The 19,075-nt window shown below is 44.9% G+C and carries 14 protein-coding genes; 1 reads left to right on the top strand and 13 read right to left on the bottom strand.

From position 1 onward, the window contains the following. Positions 1–47: 47 nt before the first annotated feature. The 10 genes from purF to fabB all read right to left on the bottom strand — a co-directional run bounded on the left by purF (position 48) and on the right by fabB (position 15,028). A complete protein-coding gene (purF, locus tag AB4623_RS11210; RefSeq protein WP_017062345.1) occupies positions 48–1,562 on the bottom strand; it encodes an amidophosphoribosyltransferase in 1,515 nt (504 codons plus the stop codon). Between the two features lie 34 nt (positions 1,563–1,596). Continuing rightward, a complete protein-coding gene (locus AB4623_RS11205; RefSeq protein ID WP_009848678.1) occupies positions 1,597–2,088 on the bottom strand; it encodes a CvpA family protein in 492 nt (163 codons plus the stop codon). Positions 2,089–2,149: 61 nt separating this feature from the next. After that, positions 2,150–2,725 (bottom strand): SPOR domain-containing protein, encoded by a 576-nt coding sequence (locus tag AB4623_RS11200; protein ID WP_017063432.1) that lies wholly within the window; start codon positions 2,723–2,725, stop codon positions 2,150–2,152. After that, positions 2,726–3,988 (bottom strand): bifunctional tetrahydrofolate synthase/dihydrofolate synthase, encoded by a 1,263-nt coding sequence (folC, locus tag AB4623_RS11195; protein WP_017062347.1) that lies wholly within the window; start codon positions 3,986–3,988, stop codon positions 2,726–2,728. A gap of 42 nt (positions 3,989–4,030) precedes the next feature. Then, on the bottom strand, positions 4,031–4,957 hold the full coding sequence (gene accD / locus AB4623_RS11190) for an acetyl-CoA carboxylase, carboxyltransferase subunit beta (protein ID WP_017062348.1): 927 nt from the start codon (positions 4,955–4,957) through the stop codon (positions 4,031–4,033). Between the two features lie 176 nt (positions 4,958–5,133). Beyond that, complete coding sequence (gene truA / locus AB4623_RS11185; protein WP_372146400.1) at positions 5,134–5,928, bottom strand: tRNA pseudouridine(38-40) synthase TruA; 795 nt, start codon at positions 5,926–5,928, stop codon at positions 5,134–5,136. A 194-nt stretch (positions 5,929–6,122) separates the two neighbouring features. Further along, positions 6,123–10,949, bottom strand: a complete 4,827-nt coding sequence (locus AB4623_RS11180; protein WP_372146398.1) for a FimV/HubP family polar landmark protein — start codon at positions 10,947–10,949, stop codon at positions 6,123–6,125. A 207-nt stretch (positions 10,950–11,156) separates the two neighbouring features. Next, a complete protein-coding gene (locus AB4623_RS11175; RefSeq protein WP_017062350.1) occupies positions 11,157–12,170 on the bottom strand; it encodes an aspartate-semialdehyde dehydrogenase in 1,014 nt (337 codons plus the stop codon). Between the two features lie 12 nt (positions 12,171–12,182). After that, positions 12,183–13,316 carry a 4-phosphoerythronate dehydrogenase gene (locus AB4623_RS11170; RefSeq protein ID WP_017062351.1) on the bottom strand — a complete coding sequence of 378 codons (1,134 nt, stop codon included), beginning with the start codon at positions 13,314–13,316 and terminating at the stop codon, positions 12,183–12,185. A 485-nt stretch (positions 13,317–13,801) separates the two neighbouring features. After that, complete coding sequence (gene fabB / locus AB4623_RS11165; RefSeq protein WP_017070308.1) at positions 13,802–15,028, bottom strand: beta-ketoacyl-ACP synthase I; 1,227 nt, start codon at positions 15,026–15,028, stop codon at positions 13,802–13,804. A gap of 56 nt (positions 15,029–15,084) precedes the next feature. Between fabB and mnmC the strand changes: the two genes are divergently transcribed. After that, on the top strand, positions 15,085–17,235 hold the full coding sequence (gene mnmC / locus AB4623_RS11160; RefSeq protein ID WP_080582254.1) for a bifunctional tRNA (5-methylaminomethyl-2-thiouridine)(34)-methyltransferase MnmD/FAD-dependent 5-carboxymethylaminomethyl-2-thiouridine(34) oxidoreductase MnmC: 2,151 nt from the start codon (positions 15,085–15,087) through the stop codon (positions 17,233–17,235). Positions 17,236–17,380: 145 nt separating this feature from the next. On the opposite strand, the gene AB4623_RS11155 is transcribed toward mnmC, so the two are convergent. The 3 genes from AB4623_RS11155 to AB4623_RS11145 form a co-directional block, all read right to left on the bottom strand. Next, entirely contained in the window at positions 17,381–17,902 is a 522-nt protein-coding gene (locus AB4623_RS11155; protein WP_017062355.1) for an NADPH-dependent FMN reductase, read from the bottom strand. 176 nt (positions 17,903–18,078) lie between these two features. After that, positions 18,079–18,342 (bottom strand): YfcL family protein, encoded by a 264-nt coding sequence (locus tag AB4623_RS11150; protein WP_017063425.1) that lies wholly within the window; start codon positions 18,340–18,342, stop codon positions 18,079–18,081. A gap of 9 nt (positions 18,343–18,351) precedes the next feature. Further along, a complete protein-coding gene (locus tag AB4623_RS11145; RefSeq protein ID WP_017063424.1) occupies positions 18,352–18,882 on the bottom strand; it encodes an elongation factor P hydroxylase in 531 nt (176 codons plus the stop codon). Between the last annotated feature and the right edge of the window lie 193 nt (positions 18,883–19,075).

The following is a 19,075-nucleotide window of genomic DNA, read 5'->3' as shown; positions in this document are numbered from 1 at the left end:
ATTTTCTGTATCGCTAGCGAAACTCTGTACGACTAACGAAACGCTAGTTAAGCGCCTTCGTTGTGTAACTCTAAGTTAGCAAGATCTTGTTGAATCTCACGCTGAACCTTTGAGTCGTCATTACGCAAAGAGTCTAGGAAATCTAGGTACACTTGGTCGATATCGCCCGTTACATACTCGCCGTTAAATACAGAAGTATCAAAACGAGAGATGTCTTGATTGCCCATGCCCACTGCAGAAATCAGATCTGGTAGCGTTTGGAAAATCAAGGCGTCTGCGCCAATCTGCTTACAAATCGTTTCGTTATCACGACCATGAGCAATCAACTCTGTCGCGCTCGGCATATCAATGCCGTAAACGTTAGGGAAGCGAACCTCTGGAGCAGCTGAAACCATGAAGACCTTATTTGCGCCAGAATCACGAGCCATCTCAATGATCTGCTCTGATGTTGTGCCGCGAACGATAGAATCGTCAACCAGAAGAACGTTCTTACCTTTAAACTCAGAGCGAATTGCGTTGAGCTTACGGCGAACCGACTTCTTACGTTGTTGCTGACCTGGCATGATGAATGTGCGGCCAACATAGCGGTTTTTCACGAAACCTTGACGGTATGGCTTATTGATCGCTTGAGCGATTCGTAGCGCAATATCGTTTGATGTTTCAGGGATTGGAATAACTACATCAATGTCTAAGTCTGCGTACTCTTCTTTAATACGCATACCAAGCATCTCACCCATCTCAACGCGTGCGCTGTAAACCGAGATTTTGTCGATGAATGAATCTGGGCGTGCAAAGTATACAAACTCAAAGATACATGGGTTTAGTTGTGGGTTGTCTGCACATTGCTTAGTGAAAAGCTCACCGTCAAACGTTGCGTAGATAGCTTCACCTGGTGCTACGTCGCGCATGAAGTCGAAACCAACAGCATCGAGTGCTACCGATTCAGACGCAACCATGTACTCTGTTTTACCTTGAACTTCACGCTTACCAAGACACAATGGACGAATACCATGTGGGTCACGGAATGCGATCATACCGTGGCCGATGATCATCGCCGTTACGGCGTAAGCACCACGAATTGTACGATGCACATTTGCCACAGCGCGGAAAACGTCATCTGAAGTTACGTTACCTTTAACAGTATCGATCTCATGAGCTAATACGTTCAGTAGAACTTCAGAGTCAGAGGTTGTGTTTACATGACGACGGTCTTTTTCGAACAACTTCTCACGAACTTCGTTTGCGTTCGTCAGGTTACCGTTGTGCGCCAACGTAATGCCAAAAGGAGAGTTTACGTAGAAAGGCTGAGCTTCAGACGCACTTGAACTACCCGCAGTAGGATAACGAACATGGCCAATACCAACTTCACCTTGTAGGCGCTGCATGTGTTTTGCTTCAAAAACATCTTTTACTAAACCGTTCGCCTTACGCAGACGGAAACGATTGCTTTCTATGGTACAAATACCAGCGGCATCTTGGCCACGATGCTGCAATACCGTTAAAGCGTCATAAATAGACTGGTTTACAGGTGTTGAACCCACGATTCCAACAATACCACACATGTCCTAATCCTCGATTTTTCGACATTAACTGGCGCTAGAGCGCGCCAGATAAGAAACTAGATGTTGCTTGTAAATGCTCGAAGAACGGCGCAATGATTCGACTAAATTCTGGAACCAATTGCGAATTCTTCCACCACTCAGAACTTGGGAATGCAGTAAACGCATCCATGAAAAACAACACTGCAGAAACAATCAAAACACCACGTAAGCCACCAAAGACGACACCGAGGATTCTGTCTGTACCTGACAGGCCTGTTTTCTGAACTAGTTGACCGATGACATAGTTAACTAAGGCACCCACAACTAACGTTGCAACAAACAATGCTGCTATCGCAGTTCCGTTTCGAAACATCTCATCTTCGATATTGGTGAAGTACATCGCTAATTTAGCGTAGTACTGGCTAGCAATAAAAAATGCTCCAAACCAAATAACGAGTGACAAGGCTTCTTTAGCGAAACCACGAACTAAACTGATCACGGCAGAGAAGCCGATCACGCCTAAAATGACAAAATCTAACCAATTCATGAATTCTTCATCTTAAGTTGGCGCGCATTTTAACAGAAAAAATGCTGACGCAAACGTTTTCTTATGGATTTAACGGTTTAAATTTGAGCAACTGGCCTTTTGAACCCGTAATTTTTTCTAATTCCTTAATTTGTCGCTCAAGTTTGGATTTAGAGACATCCGGGCCAATAATTACTCGCGTAAAAGTTTTTTCTTGCTTGGTGTGAGCCTGATAACCGCGCTTTTGCAGATCCTTAACAACGTTTTTTGCGTTGTCAGCATTCTTCAAAGCCATCAATTGAATAATCCAAGCACTGTCTTGGTATTCATTTTTTTCAGGTACCGGCTTAACCACAACTGCCACTTTGTCTGCTTCTTTATCATTAGAAGAAGACGCGGTTTGCGTGTTTGAATTATCAGTACGACCACTTTCAACCACTTGCTCAACCGGAGAATCCGGTAGCGCTATCTGATCTTCAACGGGATCGAGTACTTCAAACACTTCAACATTACTATCAAGCTCAGGCTTAATTGGAATGCTTGCAAACTCTTCTTTGTAGTGGAGCTTCTTACCATCTAGTACATCGGGCAATACAATCACACCAATGGCCACTAAAATGATGGTGCCGACTAACCGGCTTTGGAATTTACTTGCCATTTAGTTTCCTTTTTTCTGCCAATGCTCCAACACTTCACCCACTGTATGGAAAGAACCGACAACCAACACAACATCGTCACCTTTAACAGAAGCTAAAGCCGCTTCAAACGCTACAACAGGGTTTGAATACCGCTCTACACCTTCAGGTAAGCTTTGACACAATTCAGCGGCTGTTGCGGCTCGTGGGCCGTTCAGCGAAGCTGGGTACCAATGTGTTGTTATTGGAGCTAATACTTCCAATGTCGCGGGGATATCTTTGTCATGAAGCATGGCGACTACAACGTGTAAATTTTTGCCTGCATACTTCTTCGCGACTTGCTGCGCAAAGTACTCAGCAGAATGCGGGTTGTGTGCTACATCAAGCACAATCACCGGTTGTTCGCTAATTTGCTGCATACGCCCAGGAAGCTGCGCATTCTTCATGCCGTTAACCACGTTCACGTCGCTAATACTAAGCTCTGATGTGCCCAATGCCATCAACGCTGTTGCAGCGTTAGGTAACGGCAGGCTTGGAATAGGTAGCGATTCTAGTTGGAATGCACCACTGCGCCAGTTCCACGTATCACCGTCAACATCATAAGTGTATTGAATACCGACTTGGTAGAACTCAGCCTTAATGTCATCAGCGTGCGCTGCAACCGTAGCCGGTGGCTTGGGTTGACCACAGATAGCGGGTTTACCGCTACGATAAATGCCCGCTTTCTCAAAACCAATCACATTGATGTCATCACCTAGCCAGTCAACATGGTCGACAGCCAAACTAGTAATCACAGAAACATCATGCTCAACGATATTGGTCGCGTCTAAACGCCCGCCTAAACCCACTTCTAAAAGCACAACATCAACCGCTTCAGTTTGAAATGCACGTAACGCGGCTAAAGTGCCATATTCGAAAAAACTCAGGCTGATTTCGCCACGCTCTTTCTCAATGAAATCGAAAGACTGAACCATCTTTTCATCAGATAGATCTTGGCCGTTGATACGAACACGTTCGTTATAGCGAATTAAGTGAGGAGAGCTGTAGACACCAACTGAGTAACCAGCGTCCAATAGAATCGCTTCCATCAGTGCACATGTTGAGCCTTTGCCATTGGTTCCGGCAACAGTAATAACATGTTGAGCAGGTTTGGTGAGGTTTGCCTTAGAGGCGACGGCCTGAACTCGGTCTAATCCAAGATCAATAGCGCTTGTGTGGATGTTTGATAAATAATCAAGCCACATCTCCAAAGAGGATGTGGCTTGAGGAATAGGTTGTTGACTCATCTAACTCATAACCATAATTAAGTTGGTTTGTTAGAAGGTACTTTACCCTTTTTCTGGCGCTTCTGGTACTTCATAAGTAGCTTCATTCGGTGAATCGTTCACAGAAACTACTAATGGTGAAGGCTGGTTGGTCATTTTAGCAACAAGGCTTGCAACGCGCTGACGCATCTCACGACGGTCAACAATCATGTCGATAGCACCGTGGTCTAGTAGGAACTCACTGCGTTGGAAACCTTCAGGAAGGTCTTCACGTACCGTTTGTTCGATTACACGACGTCCAGCAAAACCGATCAGTGCTTTTGGTTCACCAATATTGATATCGCCAAGCATTGCCAAACTTGCAGAAACACCACCCATTGTTGGATCAGTCATAACTGAAACAAACGGTAGGCCTTTCGCAGATAAACGCTCAAGCGCAGCACTGGTTTTCGCCATTTGCATTAGAGACATCAATGCCTCTTGCATACGAGCACCACCACTTGCAGAGAAACACACTAAACCACAGTTGTTCTCGATAGCAGCATCTACCGCTTTCACGAAACGAGCACCAACAACAGAACCCATTGAGCCGCCCATGAATGAGAATTCAAAAGCACACGCTACGATAGGTAAACCCAATAGTTCGCCTTTCATTGCAACTAATGCGTCTGTTTCACCACTGTTCTTTTGAGCAGCAGAGATACGTTCTTTGTAACGCTTAGAGTCTTTAAACTTCAGCTTGTCTTGTGGCTCAAGATCAGCACCTAGTTCAACACGCTCACCTTTGTCTAGGAATGTATCCAGACGACGACGTGCTTTCATGCGCATGTGATGGTCACATTTTGGACATACTTCTAGGTTACGCTCTAGTTCAGCATGGTACAGAACCTGCTCACAAGAAGTACATTTCGTCCAAACACCCTCAGGGATAGACGCTTTACGAGATGTTACGATGTTGCTTTTTTCTAAAATCTTTTCAAGCCAACTCATGGAAGACCTTTTTGTTTCGATTCTTCCGCTTGATTGCGAAAGAAATAAATTTGGGAATTATGCGTGGGAATTAAAGCACATAAAACAGCGACTGTAGATAAAAAACTGGTTGTACCTATTTTCTGGGACTATCTTACGCACTAAACCGTAATAATTTTTGAACCTAAGTCTCACATTTAGTTCAAATTATCCGGTAAAAATAGAGGACCAATTGGCTCTCGTGGTAGCTCAAAATGTTCAGGATAATCAACCTCCACCAGATACAAACCTTCCGCTTTTGCAGTTGCGCCGGCTACTTTTCGATCTTTAGCTTCTAAAAGCCACTGGATCCACTCTGGTTTCTGCTCACCTTTACCTACGGCAATAAGGCTACCCGTAATATTCCTCACCATGTGGTGAACAAACGCATTCGCTTTAATATCGATCACAATGTAGTGTCCATGACGAGTCACGTTCAAGTGAATCATGTTTCTCCATGGGCTACGAGATTGACAGTGTGTTGCCCTGAACGAAGTGAAGTCATTCTCACCAAGTAAGTACTGACCCGCTTCATGCATTTTTTTCTCATCAAGATGACCATGATAATGGCTCACACCTGAATTCAAAATGCCTGGGCGTAGTGCATGGTTAAAGATAATGTAGCGATAACGGCGGGCAGTAGCCGAGAAACGAGCATGGAAATCCTCATTCACTTCTGTCGCCCAACGAACCGCAATATCTTTTGGCATGTTGGCATTCGCGCCCATTGTCCATGCCACCATTTTACGATCGACATTAGTTTCAAAGTGAACGACTTGTCCCGTACCGTGAACACCGGCATCTGTACGACCTGCGCACATAACTTCTACAGGGTGATTCGCGACAACTGAAAGAGCCTTTTCCAATTCTTCTTGGACACTTTTCACGTCTCGTTGGCGCTGCCAACCAAAGTAGTGGGTACCGTTATATTCAATACCTAAAGCAATTTTCATGTTCTTGTTCTCTTTGAAAATGGGCGAGAAGTATATACGGAAATCAGTGCTAGCCCAAATAGGATGGGGCTAAAACTTCAATAAACAATCAGCATCGACCGAGACGATGCTGTTGAAAAACCAAATGAAACGATAGCGCTCTGTATCGCCTTAAAATAAAGGGTAGCCAACGCTACCCTTTCTGATTTGTAAATTTATCGACCGTTTAACGTATCGATAAGATTTTTTGCCTCTCGACGAATATCATCGCTGCCGTCAACGATTGCCTCTTCTAGAAGCTTAATTGCCCCTTGCGAGTCACTCATCTCGATGTAGATTTTGGCCAAATCAAGCTTACCCGCAGCTTCTGCATTGCTGTCGACATCATAATTGCCAATATCACCGATAACATCAGGGAATTCGTTAAGACCCACATCCAGTTTAAGCTCTTCATCGTCTGGATTAATGACTTCTTCACCTTCTTGCTCGACTTGAGCCATTAGCTCATCAATCGTCATGTACTGCTTATCACGACTGTTGCCTGATTCGGTTAGATTGTCTTGTTCAGCCCAATTCTCTTCTTTGATTTTCGGTTCAGCTTGCTGTTCAGCCGATGCCCAAATCTCTTGTTGGTCATCAGGCACATCATTATGCATGCTCGATTGTTGTTCTGGCGCTAGGTTAAAGCCTTTCCAGTCTTCGCCGCCGACTTCAAGCATGGCGTCAATATCTAACCCTGCGCTATCAATCGAAGTTGCGTCCAATGGCTTATCGAACATGTTGTCGACAGAGTCTTGAACATCTTCAGAAAGCAACTCAGCTAATGCTGTCTCATCAAAGTCATCAAAGCCTTCTAGTGGCTCGTCTTGAACCGCTGCAGGCGTTGAGTTTGGCTCTGAAGCCGCGCTCAGTGATTGTTCTGGCTGTGCAAAACCAGCCGGTTCAGAGTCTTCAGCATTCGAGAAATCATCAGCCTGACTATAGCTCTGCGGATTTGAGAACAGATCATGCAACGCATCTTGCTCTTCGCCTTGTGGGCTGAAAGAAGTCAGTGGTGTTGGCTTCTCAGCAAACGCATCAGAGATGGCTTCATCTTCACCATATTCCGGTAAATCAAACTCATCGAACTCTACGCCTTGGGCTTCCGCCACCGGCTCGGCATTGCTTTGCTCAATATCATCTAAAACAGAGTCTGCTTTTGCGCTTTCTTCATCGTACTCCGGAAGATCAAGGTCATCGAACTCGAACTTCTCTGTGTCAGGCGCTAAGTCTTGCTCTAACTGTGCTTCATCTGGTTCACTCACCACTTCCGCTAACGCATCGTCTTCACCAAACTCTGGTAGTTCGAAGTCATCAAGCGAGAATTCTTCTTCGCTTTCTGGTTTCGCAGTTTCAACTTGTGGTGCAGCATCTAACTGAGGCTCAGCGGTAGGTTGCGATTCAACACTTGATTGAGAGTCTATAGCAGGCGTTGCTGGCTCTGTTGTTGATTCAGCATCAGCTTCCGCTAGTGCGTCTTCTTCACTAAACTCTGGTAAGTCGAAATCATCAAACGAAAACTCTTCGTCGTCTTGCGCCTGAGCTATAACTTGGGCTTCAGTTTGAGGCTCAACACTTGGTTGAGCATCAATAGCTGGCGTTACTGGTTCTGGTGTTGATTCAGCATCAGCTTCCGCTAGTGCATCTTCTTCATTAAACTCTGGCAATTCGAAGTCATCAAACGAGAATTCTTCTTCGCCTTCTTGTCCTAGAACTTCAGCTTGTTCTGCTACTTCCGCTTGTGGTGTAGCTTCAACTTTCGGTTCAGCGACAGGTGTCACTAGCTCTGGTGTTACGTCAGTTTCCGCTAATGCTTCTGGTTCAGACGCCTCATCTTCAATCAGCCAATCATCGTCTTCTGGCACACCAAATTCATTTGGAATGATCTCTGGCATGTTTGCAGCACGAACTGGCTCTGGCTCTGGCTCTGGCTCTGGCTCTGGCTCTGGCTCTGGCAAGGATTCAACGACATCTTCAAGCTGATCGCTACCTTGGATTTTCGGTTCAAAGTCAAAATCAGAGTCAATGTTCGCTGGCGACTCTACATCGTCGATGGCTTCAGCTAACCAGTCTTCAACCGTTCCTTCTTCATCTTCAGAGATATCGTTCAAAGACGATGGCGAAGCTTGCTCTTGTACGTCGGCTTCTTTCGGCTCTGGTTCTTGTTGTGCGGTTTCTTCTTTAACTCGCTCTTCAAAATCTGGTTTGTCAAAATCAGAATTCTCAGATAACAGCGAGTCGATATCCAGTTCATCATCTTCAACCGATGATGCGGTTTCTTGCGCTGATACTTCGTCGCTGTCTAAAAGAGACGCTTGCTCTGGTTCAACCGTATTGTCAATTGATGGTTCAACAGGCTCTTCTATTGCTGGCAACAAATCATTGTCATCAGAAGTCATTAACTCATCAATCAACGCTTCGTCTGTTGTTTCTAGCGAGTCATCAAGCAAAGCATCCGTTGCCGGTGCGACACCGAACAAATCATCGATAAAACCATCACGATTAAAGGCTTCATCATTTTCTGGCTTAATGTCAGAACTTTCTTGAGTCATTTCAGAATCTAACGATTCATCAGTAACGACTTCAGGTTGTGGTGTTTCACTAATGTCCGGATCTTGCTCAGGCTCACCTTCAGAGGTTAACGGAGTAAGCTCAACGTCTGAGTCCTTTTCAGGCTCCTCATTGGCGTTGTCCAAACCAAAGGCTGCGTCTAACTCTTTATCAAACGTCTTATCTTCAGATTCAAGCTCGTCTTCAATGCCACTTGTCAGTAAGTCATCAAATGGGTCTAGAGATTCTGATTTTGATGCATCCGCTAAAAGCTCATCATCTGACAATTCACTATCAAGGAAATCATCCAATAAGTCGGTACTTTCGGCGTCGAGTTCGAAATCATCCTCGTCAGAGTCACCTATTAATTCATCCAAGGTTTCCGTGCTGTCTTCTGCGATGTTGAGGTCATCATCGGTCGATAAACCAGAAAGCTCTTCAAGCTCAGACAGAGAATCAAAGCCAAGAGGTTCGCTTTCAGACTCATCATCCGAATCGTCCCCTAGCATCTCATCAAGAAGGTCTGTCGAGTTACTTAGGTCTACGTCATCGCCTGCCAGTTGCTCATCAAGCAGATCAACGCTGTCTTGAGGTTCTTCATTTACGATGGGCTTATCGAACTGAGACAGAATGTTTTCGATATCATCATCAGACGCCAAACCACTGTTTAGGTTAGTGGCAATCTCATCGTCGCTATCGAGGTTGAAAGGGTCATTCGCTTGATCGTTCTGAGCAGCAACTTGGGCAAAGATGTCATCAATATCATCATTCGCTGTCGGTGAAGCTGGCTCAGGGGACTGTTGTTCAGAGATTAGAGCATCAATATCAAAATCGTCATTGCTCAAATCAACAGGCTTAGTCTCACTTTGTTGCTCAGAGATAAGCGCATCGATGTCAAAATCATCGCTTGCTGGTGTTTCAGTGCTAGAAGGCGAATCACTTTGCTCTTCCGAAATCAGAGCATCAATATCGAAGCTGTCGTCATCTTCGTCATCAAGAGCAAACAGATCATCTAATAAAGATTGGTCTAGCTCGTTGGAACCGAGATCTTCAGTTTCAGACTCTTGAGATAGTAAAGCTTCAATGTCATCAGCAGACATTGCGTTATCATCAGAAAGATCAAAGTCGACATCATCAGTATCGACGGCGCTTTCCGCTGTTTTGTCTAGCGCACGTTCCATCTCTTCAAGGCCAAGCGCTTTCTCTTCACCATTAACACTAATGCCGTTGCTGCTGTCTAAATCTAGATCGTCGAAGTTGGTGTCTAAATCACCGTTTTCGCCAATGCTAGCAAATGGGTCATCGTCTTCACCATCTAGATTGAAATCGAGATCAGATTCATCTAAACCAGCAAAGACATCATCCTCTTCGGCTAGCGCTTGATCGTCAAACAGCTTGTTGGCGTCATCTTCCGTACCAAACAAGTCATCATCTAAAGACAGCTCGTTAAGGTCGTCCATCTCGTCGCCCAATGTAATAGGTGCAACGGTACTTGGTTCTGGCTGGAGCGGTTGTTCTTGAGTCGTCTGCTGTTGCTCATCATTTTTAGAACGACGGCCTAACAGCATCACAACGATCAAACCAATGAGCAGACCTGGAATAATCGCAAGAGCCGCCACTAACCAACCATTCGATAACAGTTCGTCCATGACACTTGGTGCCATCTTTTCAATTTCGGCGTTCTTTCTGCGCTCTTCATCAAGCAGCTTTTCCACTTCGCTACGAATGCGGTCTTCATCACTGAGCTCTGTTTTTAGCTCATCCACTTCCGATTGAACATTCGATAACATCAAACGAAGTTGGTGATTTTTCTCTTCAAGTGACAGCAGTTCAGTTTCTGAAAGCTCTAGCTGCTTCTCTAACTTGTTCATCTCTTGGGTTGGTGCAGATTGAGCTAGAGATGATTGAGTTGGAGACAATGGCTTTTTAGCAGTTTCAGTAGTGCTTACTTGCTTAGCAGGAGTAACATTTTTTGCATCAGAACTCGGCGCTTTGGGTTTTGAAGCGACAGGCTTACTTGCAGGAGCATCAAGCTTAGCAAGATGTGAGTTCATGATGTTGATAGCTTGCTGCGTCGAGCTTGCACGTGCTTGCTCTAAAGAAGGCACGCGTAGATTGCTCGCAGGCAGCAGGCTATGGATATTCTGGTTTTCAAACGCTTGTGGGTTTAAGCGATAAATAGCCAACAGAGTTTGTTGGACTGAAACGGAGTTATCAGGGCGTAACTTTGAGGCAATAGACCACAATGTTTCTGAGCCGCGAGTTGGACCATAGAAACGTGAAGGCTCAGCGCTATTTGATTGCGCACTTTGAAGTGGTTCTGAAAACGTAGGCGCTGATTGTATCTGGCCATTAGGCCCTACAACTCGAATGGAATCTGCACGAACAACGGAAATCTGAGTCGCAATGATAAAGGCAAAAGGCATTAACCACGGCTTGAAAATTTGAAACATAAAAGGCTCAGCTAGGTGCTTAAATTCGGAAAAGTGATGATCTATTAAATATATCGGATAAATGACGTAAAACTATAGAGATGAAAACAAAAAATGTGTTGCAGCAACAATATTCGCAGCAATTTCACACAATTTGACTAACAATATTTTTAATCGATTAAAAAAGCCCCACTAAAGAGTGAGGCTTTTTTATCAAAGCAATAAAGCTTAGAAGTAATCGCGAATCAGAACTTCAGCGATTTGAACTGCGTTTGTTGCTGCGCCTTTACGAACGTTATCAGCGACAACCCACATGTTTACGCCACTGTGATGGCTGATGTCGTTACGAATACGACCAACCATTACGTGGTCTTTACCACCTGCATCACGAACTTGAGTTGGGAAGTCTAGCGCTTGGAATACTTCAACACCTTCTGTGTTCTCTAGAAGCTGAACCACTTGCTCTGCACCGATTGGTGCGCGAGTTTCAATGTGTAGAGATTCTGCGTGACCGTAAAATACTGGTACGCGGACACAAGTCGGGTTCACTGTGATTGAAGAGTCAGCAAAGATTTTTTGAGTTTCCCAAACCATCTTCATCTCTTCACGCGTGTAGCCGTTCTCTGTAAATTCATCGATTTGAGGAATACAGTTGAAAGCGATTTGTTGTGAGAACGCTGAGTTTTCAGCTGGCATACCGTTAAGAAGCTTAGCCGTTTGACCCGCTAGCTCATCGATACCTGGCTTACCTGCACCAGACACAGATTGGTAAGTTGAAACGTTAATACGCTCAAGGCCCACTTCATCGTGAATTGGTTTTAGCGCTACTACCATTTGGATAGTCGAGCAGTTAGGGTTCGCGATGATGTTACGGTTACGGAACTCAGCAATCGCTTCAGGGTTCACTTCAGGCACAACCAGAGGAACATCGTATTCGTAACGGAAGCGTGATGTGTTATCGATGACAACCACACCTTCATCAGCCGCAATTGGAGCCCAACGCTCTGAAAGCTCGCTACCTGCAGAGAAAAACGCAATATGTACTTGAGACCAATCGAAGTCTTCTACGTTTTGTACTTGTATTGTTTTGCCGTTAAAACGGGAAGTTTTGCCTTCACTACGTTCACTTGCTAGTAAGTGCATTTCACCGACAGGGAATTTACGCTCTTTAAGTACTTCAAGAATGGTTTCACCAACCGCACCAGTCGCACCTAAAATAGCAATATTAAATTCTTGGCTCATTGTTTCTCTCTTTTATAAAGTTGGCTTTACCATAAAACCGAGTTTAGATAACGGCGTTAAATTACAAGATTCGTCGCCCGTTAACTCGACTGCACTGTACTCTCTGCGGTCCCAATATTCTTTACGCATCTTGTCAAAAGAACCCGGCGTAACGATATTGCGACGGAATAAGGCGTCGTCTTTGCGCACATCATAGATCAACTGAGTCAAATTGTGCAGTGTTGCTTCATCCCAAGCTCTATCTAATTTCATTTGAGGTACAGGCGCTGTCGGCAATAAGTCGCTTGCATACGCACGCTGTTCAGTACCTAAAAATTCACAATAACTGTTGAAGATCATCGTGGTACCACGCGCTTTACCTTCTAAACCGTAGCCCGCTACGTGAGGCGTTGCAAAAGCGAGTAACGGAAGAAGCTCAAAGTCGACTTCAGGTTCAAACTCAAACACATCAAGCACTGCAGTGAAACCATCGGCTTTTTGCAGGCGAGCTTTTAGCGCTTGGTTATCAACCACAGGACCGCGAGCTGCATTAATCAGGATTTGATCAGCACGTAAGTTGTTCAGCACTTGCTCACTGATCAAGTGATGCGTTGGATACTCACCCGTCTTAGTGATTGGCGTGTGTAATGTAATAACGTCTGATTGTTCAAGCAAAGTCTCTAACTCAGTAAATTCGCGAGTATCACCCTCTTGCTGTTTTAGAGGGTCGTTCAGCAGAACTTTGATACCAATACCTTCAAGGCACTTCGCTAAGTAACTGCCCACTTGACCACAGCCGATAATACCAACCGTTTTATCAAAAACAGAAAAGCCTTGTTGCTGCGCAAGCACCATCATCGCACTGAACGCGTACTCAGCAACACCCACCTTGTTACAACCAGGTGCCGCAGTAAAGAAAATACCACGCTCTTTCATCAACTCTTGGTCAACGTGATCCATGCCAGCCGTCGCAGTACCAACAAACTTCAGCTTATTGGCTTTGCTGATCAATGACTCGTTTACCTTGGTAACAGAGCGAATCATCAATGCGTCTACGTCAACTAGGTCGTCAGCTGTTAATGTGCGACCAGACTTCATTGTCACTTCCCCTAGCTGGCTAAAAAGCGCTTCAGCGTAAGGCATATTTTCGTCGATTAAGATTTTCATTTGGCGAGTACTTTTGTTGGGGTCTATCGACCTAAATGTGAATTGAAATGATTGTGCAAAATTCCACACACGGAGTCGAGTAGCAATTGGAATACATTATAAATAAAGGGCTGAATCACCTAACCTTGGCAGACAAGAACCGAAACCAGAGTGAACACCCAAGATCAAACGGCTAAAACGAAAAATGCCCGATTGAATAAACAATCGGGCAAACATCCAGAACAAAAGGATCCTATCTCGCTCTCCAGGAGACAGAGTCTTGCGTCTGTTCAACCAGTACTAACCAAAGTCAGTACTGGTCAAGCTCTGGAAACCTTTCAATCTCTAAACCCAGATTTAAAAACTATGTTCAAAAAACACGTTTACCAACCTGCGTCTAAAAACTTTGTTCTGATGGTCATTATTACTGGGTGACCTGTGCGTGTTGAATCGGCACTAGCGCAACCCTTTAACGATTAACCTTGTCTCTGTAACTCAAGCTTAAGTTAAGCTTGGTACTTTTTGATTACTAGCGTTGCGTTCGTACCGCCGAAACCAAAACTGTTAGACATAACTGTAGTTAGCTCTTGATCACGAGCTTCAGTTACGATGTCTAGGCCAGCAGCAGCTTCGTCTAGGTTCGAAACGTTAATGCTTGGAGCGATAAAGCCGTTATCTAGCATTAGCGTTGAGTAAATAGCTTCGTGTACGCCAGCAGCACCTAGAGCGTGACCTGTCATCGCTTTAGTTGCAGAAATTGCTGGGCTGTTGCCACCGCCATTGCCTTGAGAGAAAACTTCTTGGATAGCGCCAAGTTCTTTAACGTCACCAACTGGAGTTGAAGTACCGTGAGTGTTCACGTAATCAACGCCATCAACGTTTTGCATCGCCATCTTCATACAACGAACCGCACCTTCACCAGAAGGAGCAACCATGTCGTAGCCATCTGAAGTTGCGCCGTAGCCTACGATTTCACCGTAGATTTTTGCGCCACGAGCAACAGCGTGCTCAAGCTCTTCGATAACTAACATGCCGCCGCCACCAGAGATAACGAAACCATCACGGTCTGCATCGTAGGTACGAGAAGCCAGCTCTGGCGTGTCGTTGTACTTAGTAGAAAGTGCGCCCATTGCGTCGAACATCATAGTCAGAGACCAATCCAGTTCTTCACCGCCACCAGCGAATACAACGTCTTGCTTACCAAGTTGGATAAGCTCCATTGCGTGACCAATACAGTGTGCAGATGTCGCACATGCAGAGCTCATAGAGTAGTTCACACCACGGATTTTGAAAGGAGTTGCTAGACAAGCAGAAACCGTAGAAGCCATTGTACGTGGAACCATGTATGGACCAACGCGCTTCACGCCTTTCTCACGGATGATGTCTACCGCGTTTACTTGGTTTAGAGATGAAGCACCACCTGAACCCGCAACGATACCCGTGCGGTCATTAGATACTTGATCTTCAGTTAAGCCAGAATCAGCAATTGCTTGCTCCATTGAAAGATAAGCGAATGCCGCTGCATCACCCATAAAGCGCATTTTTTTGCGATCGATATGGTCAGCAGGGTTCATTTTTAGGTTACCCCATACTTGAGAGCGCAAGCCATTTTCCTTGAACTGCTCTGAAGCGGTAATACCAGATTTACCCTCTTTCAGTGATGCTAAAACTTCTTCGACGTTGTTACCGATACTTGAAACAATACCCATACCGGTGATTACGACTCGTTTCATGTGACATTCCTATAATTCTAAATTCAGCTAGATGATAACTAAGAAGCCTAACAAAAGTGGTCAGCTTTCCTAGAAATTCGTACAATCCCTACCAACATATCGCTTCAAATCACAAAATGATAGATTTTATGACTTCAATTACTAATGCAGAACTGGAATGGAATGAGTCTGGCACGCCAGTTTCAGACCAATTTGACGACGTTTACTTCTCCAATGTTAACGGTTTAGAAGAAACTCGCTACGTCTTTTTAAAGCAAAACCACCTTCCAGAGCGTTGGCTTGAACATGAACAACGCCGCTTTGTGATTGCTGAAACCGGCTTTGGCACAGGTTTGAACTTTCTTGCAGTTTGGCAATGGTTCGATGCTTTTCTTAAAGATAACCCACAAGCGATGACCAAAGAGTTACATTTCATCAGTTTTGAAAAATATCCTTTAAATAAAGAGGATCTGATCAAAGCACACCAATCGTGGCCAGAATTAGCCGAGTATGCGACGCAACTCCAAGAACACTACCCTATTGCTCTACCTGAATGTCACCGCATTGTGCTGGGCGACGGTGCAATCACGCTTGATTTGTGGTTTGGCGATATTAAAGATTGCATGCCCAACGTACCAACCCCGCGTGAAGGTTTGGTTGATGCTTGGTTCTTAGACGGTTTTGCTCCGAGCAAGAACCCAGAGATGTGGAATCAAAACCTATTCAACGGCATGGCTAAGCTCGCTAAGCAAGATTGTAGCTGCGCCACCTTCACCGCTGCTGGCTTTGTTCGCCGTGGCTTAATTGAAGCTGGCTTTGAAATGAAAAAGGTCAAAGGCTTTGGTACTAAGCGAGAAATGATCGCCGGCCGACTTGGCGAAAAGCACGCTCACACCAACATCAAACCTTGGTATGGCCTCGCTCAACACACTGAATCCCAAGACATTGCGATCATTGGTGGTGGTGTCGCCAGTGCTGCATTAGCCAAAACGCTAAGCCGTCGTGGTAAAAACATCACCCTTTATTGTGAACATCCACAAGCTGCGGGCAATGCCTCAGGTAACAACCAAGGTGCGATTTACCCGCTATTAAGCGAAGCGACCTCGAACGTGTCTCGCGTGTTTGGCCCGGGATTACTGTTTGCTCGTCAATTTATTAATCAAGCGGCTCAGTCTATTCAATTTGATCACAGCTTGTGTGGCGTGAACATCTTGATGTGGGATCAAGGCTCCACTAAAAAGCTCAACCGCATGTTGGAAGGCAACTTCCACACCGACCTGATTCAGCGTTTATCGCCAGAGCAAGCCAACGAAAAGATTGGCTTACCCGTCGATAAAGAGAGTGTTTACTTTCCGCTGGGTGGTTGGTTAAGCCCTCTTCAACTGACTCAAGGCTTGATTGGCAAGCTAGAAGAGAGCAACCAAGTGAGCGCACACTATCAACATCAAGTAACGCAACTTGAGTGGCTCGAAGCTGAAAAACAATGGTTACTGACGATTGAGGCACCTCAAGGTGAGATTCAAACTAAGCACGACCAAGTAGTTGTCGCAAACGGACACAAGTTCACTCAGTTTGAACAAACTCAGCCAGTACCACTGACTCCGGTTAAAGGCCAAGTGAGCCATATTCCGACCACGGAAAATCTCAGCCAGCTAAAAACCGTGTTGTGCTTTGATGGCTATTTGACGCCACAGAACCCCAACAATGGTCATCACTGTATTGGTGCGAACTACGACAAAACCAATATCGACCAAGAATTTGATATTGAGGTTCAGCAGCACAATGGCGAGCGCCTACATGGGTCACTACCAGACCAAGCATGGACAAAAGATGTCGATACCAGTGACAACTTAGCGCGCCAAGGTATCCGAAGCGTAAGCCGTGACCACCTTCCGTTTGTCGGAAACGTTGGTGACTTTGAAGCCATTAAGGAGCAGTACCAAGATCTCCACAACTTCAACCCGCAGCGTGACTCGGTTGAGGATGTAGAAACGGTAACAAGCTTCCCTAACCTTTATTGCTTTATCGGACTGGGTTCACGTGGTTTGAGCTCTGCACCATTATTGGCTGAAGTATTAGCATCACAGATCTGTGGCGATCCGCTGCCCTTGCCTGTTGATGTGCTTGAAGCGATTCACCCAAGTCGAATGTGGGTACGCAGACTGCGTAAAGGTAAGGCATTAACGGCTGGATGGGTTGCTGACAAGCATTCTAAATCAAAGCCGTAGTTTCTAGTTCAGCTATTTTGAACATCTGAAATTTCTGAATATCTGAAACTAATAAGTTAAAAGCTAAAAAGCCCGAGTTCATTGTGTCGCTCGGGCTTTTTGTTATTCGTGTTGCTCTAAACTGATGTTCTAAACGAAGCTGTATTTACAGCTTAGCAACCGCGTCTTTAATCTGTAGAACGATCTCTTCGTTGCTGATAGAACCAGATTCAAAATCAAAGTTATCGTAGAAGCTTGGTACTGAAACTGACGCTTGCACGTTTCCACCGAAGTAAGGTGCAGAACCTGTCGCTGCGCCAAGTACCGTTTGTGCGCCGCCAGGGCCTGGTGAAGTCGCTAGGTAAACCGCCGGCTTCTCGCCAAATACTGAACGCTCAATGCGTGTCGCCCAATCAAATAGGTTTTTATACGCAGCTGGGTAGTGACCATTGTGTTCTGCGAACGAGATAACAAACGCATCAGCTTCAGCTAGGTCGCGCAAGAATGCTTGAGCGCCTTCCGCTTGGCCAATCTCTTTTTCAGTGTCTTCACTGAACATAGGAACATTGTAATCGTTGATGTCTAGGACTTTAACTTCAGCACCTTCAATCAAGTTTGCTGCGTAAGTTGCTAGTGTTTTGTTGATTGAGGTAGAACTTGTGCTTGCGCCAAATGCGATAACTTTCATGATGTGACCTTTCTGTAATTCCGTTAAGTGGGATTAGAATAACGTAGTAAGAAAATGTAACCATCACAAGAAATGAACGGACTCATTCAAAAATTTCGAACGAGTCTCAAATAAACCAGTTCGCTCAGCAAAATGGGAAAGGAAGGGACTGAGCGGATAGTATTAATACATCGAGATTAAGCTTGGTTTTGTAGCTCAACCCAAAGGTCATTAACGATAGTGCGGTCTGCTGGTGTTAGTTCAGAGCGAGCGTCGTCTAGGCTCTGTTCAATACGAGCTTTTACTTCAGCCACATCTTCAATGCCTTCTTCTTCACATGAAGCCACTGAAAGAGAAATATGACCACGTAAGTAACCACCAGCAAACAGTTCATCGTCTGATGCGTTTTCAATGCGAGCATCAATTACTTCAAGTAGTTTTTCTTCAAATTCGATAATCATAATATTCTCTTATTTCACAATAAATTGGCTAGCACATAAAGGTTCTACATCGTAGAAGCTGCGTAATGCTTCAGAGAGCATTTTCACGCGAGGCGGAAAGCCTACTTCAAAGATACCCATAACTTCGCTATGTACTTTATTCATAAAGGCCAAACGATCTGGCTCAAAATCGCCGTGTAGATTGTCACAGCTGACATTAAAAGGAAAGCCTGCGCTCATCGCAATGATCCATTCATACGCTTGTGGGCGAATTTCTACTTTTTCAAACTCAGCTTGAACCGATTCCGTTCGACCGTCAGGTTCATACCAATAGCCAAAATCTTCCAGTAAACGACGCTCAGGCCCAGCAACGCACCAGTGTGCGATCTCATGGAGTGCAGAGGCGTAAAAGCCACGTGCGAACACGATTCGATGGTGTGGGATAGTATCATCAGCAGGCAAATAGATCGGCTCATCAGCCCCTAGCTCTAGTTTGGTATTAAAGCTTTCAAAAAAGGTCTGATTGAAGATATCGATAATGTCTGAGTATTGGTGTGTCATAAAATCAAATTTAAGTAAAAATAACTGGGGCATTTTGCTTTTTTTTAAGCGCTCGGTAAAGCCCTATCAAGCGTAATGACATCGGGTTCGCCATTATACTTTGCAGTGACAATCGATTGCCATTCCCAGATTACACCACTTTAAGGTGAATGATTAGTTTAGCTAATCTGAAACGCCCATTCACGGTACAAAT

The organism is Vibrio sp. 10N.222.52.C12, assembly GCF_041474215.1.
Classification (GTDB): domain Bacteria; phylum Pseudomonadota; class Gammaproteobacteria; order Enterobacterales; family Vibrionaceae; genus Vibrio; species Vibrio crassostreae_C.
The sequence above is the reverse complement of the archived record's forward strand: the minus strand, read 5'-3'. Positions and strand labels throughout refer to the sequence as shown.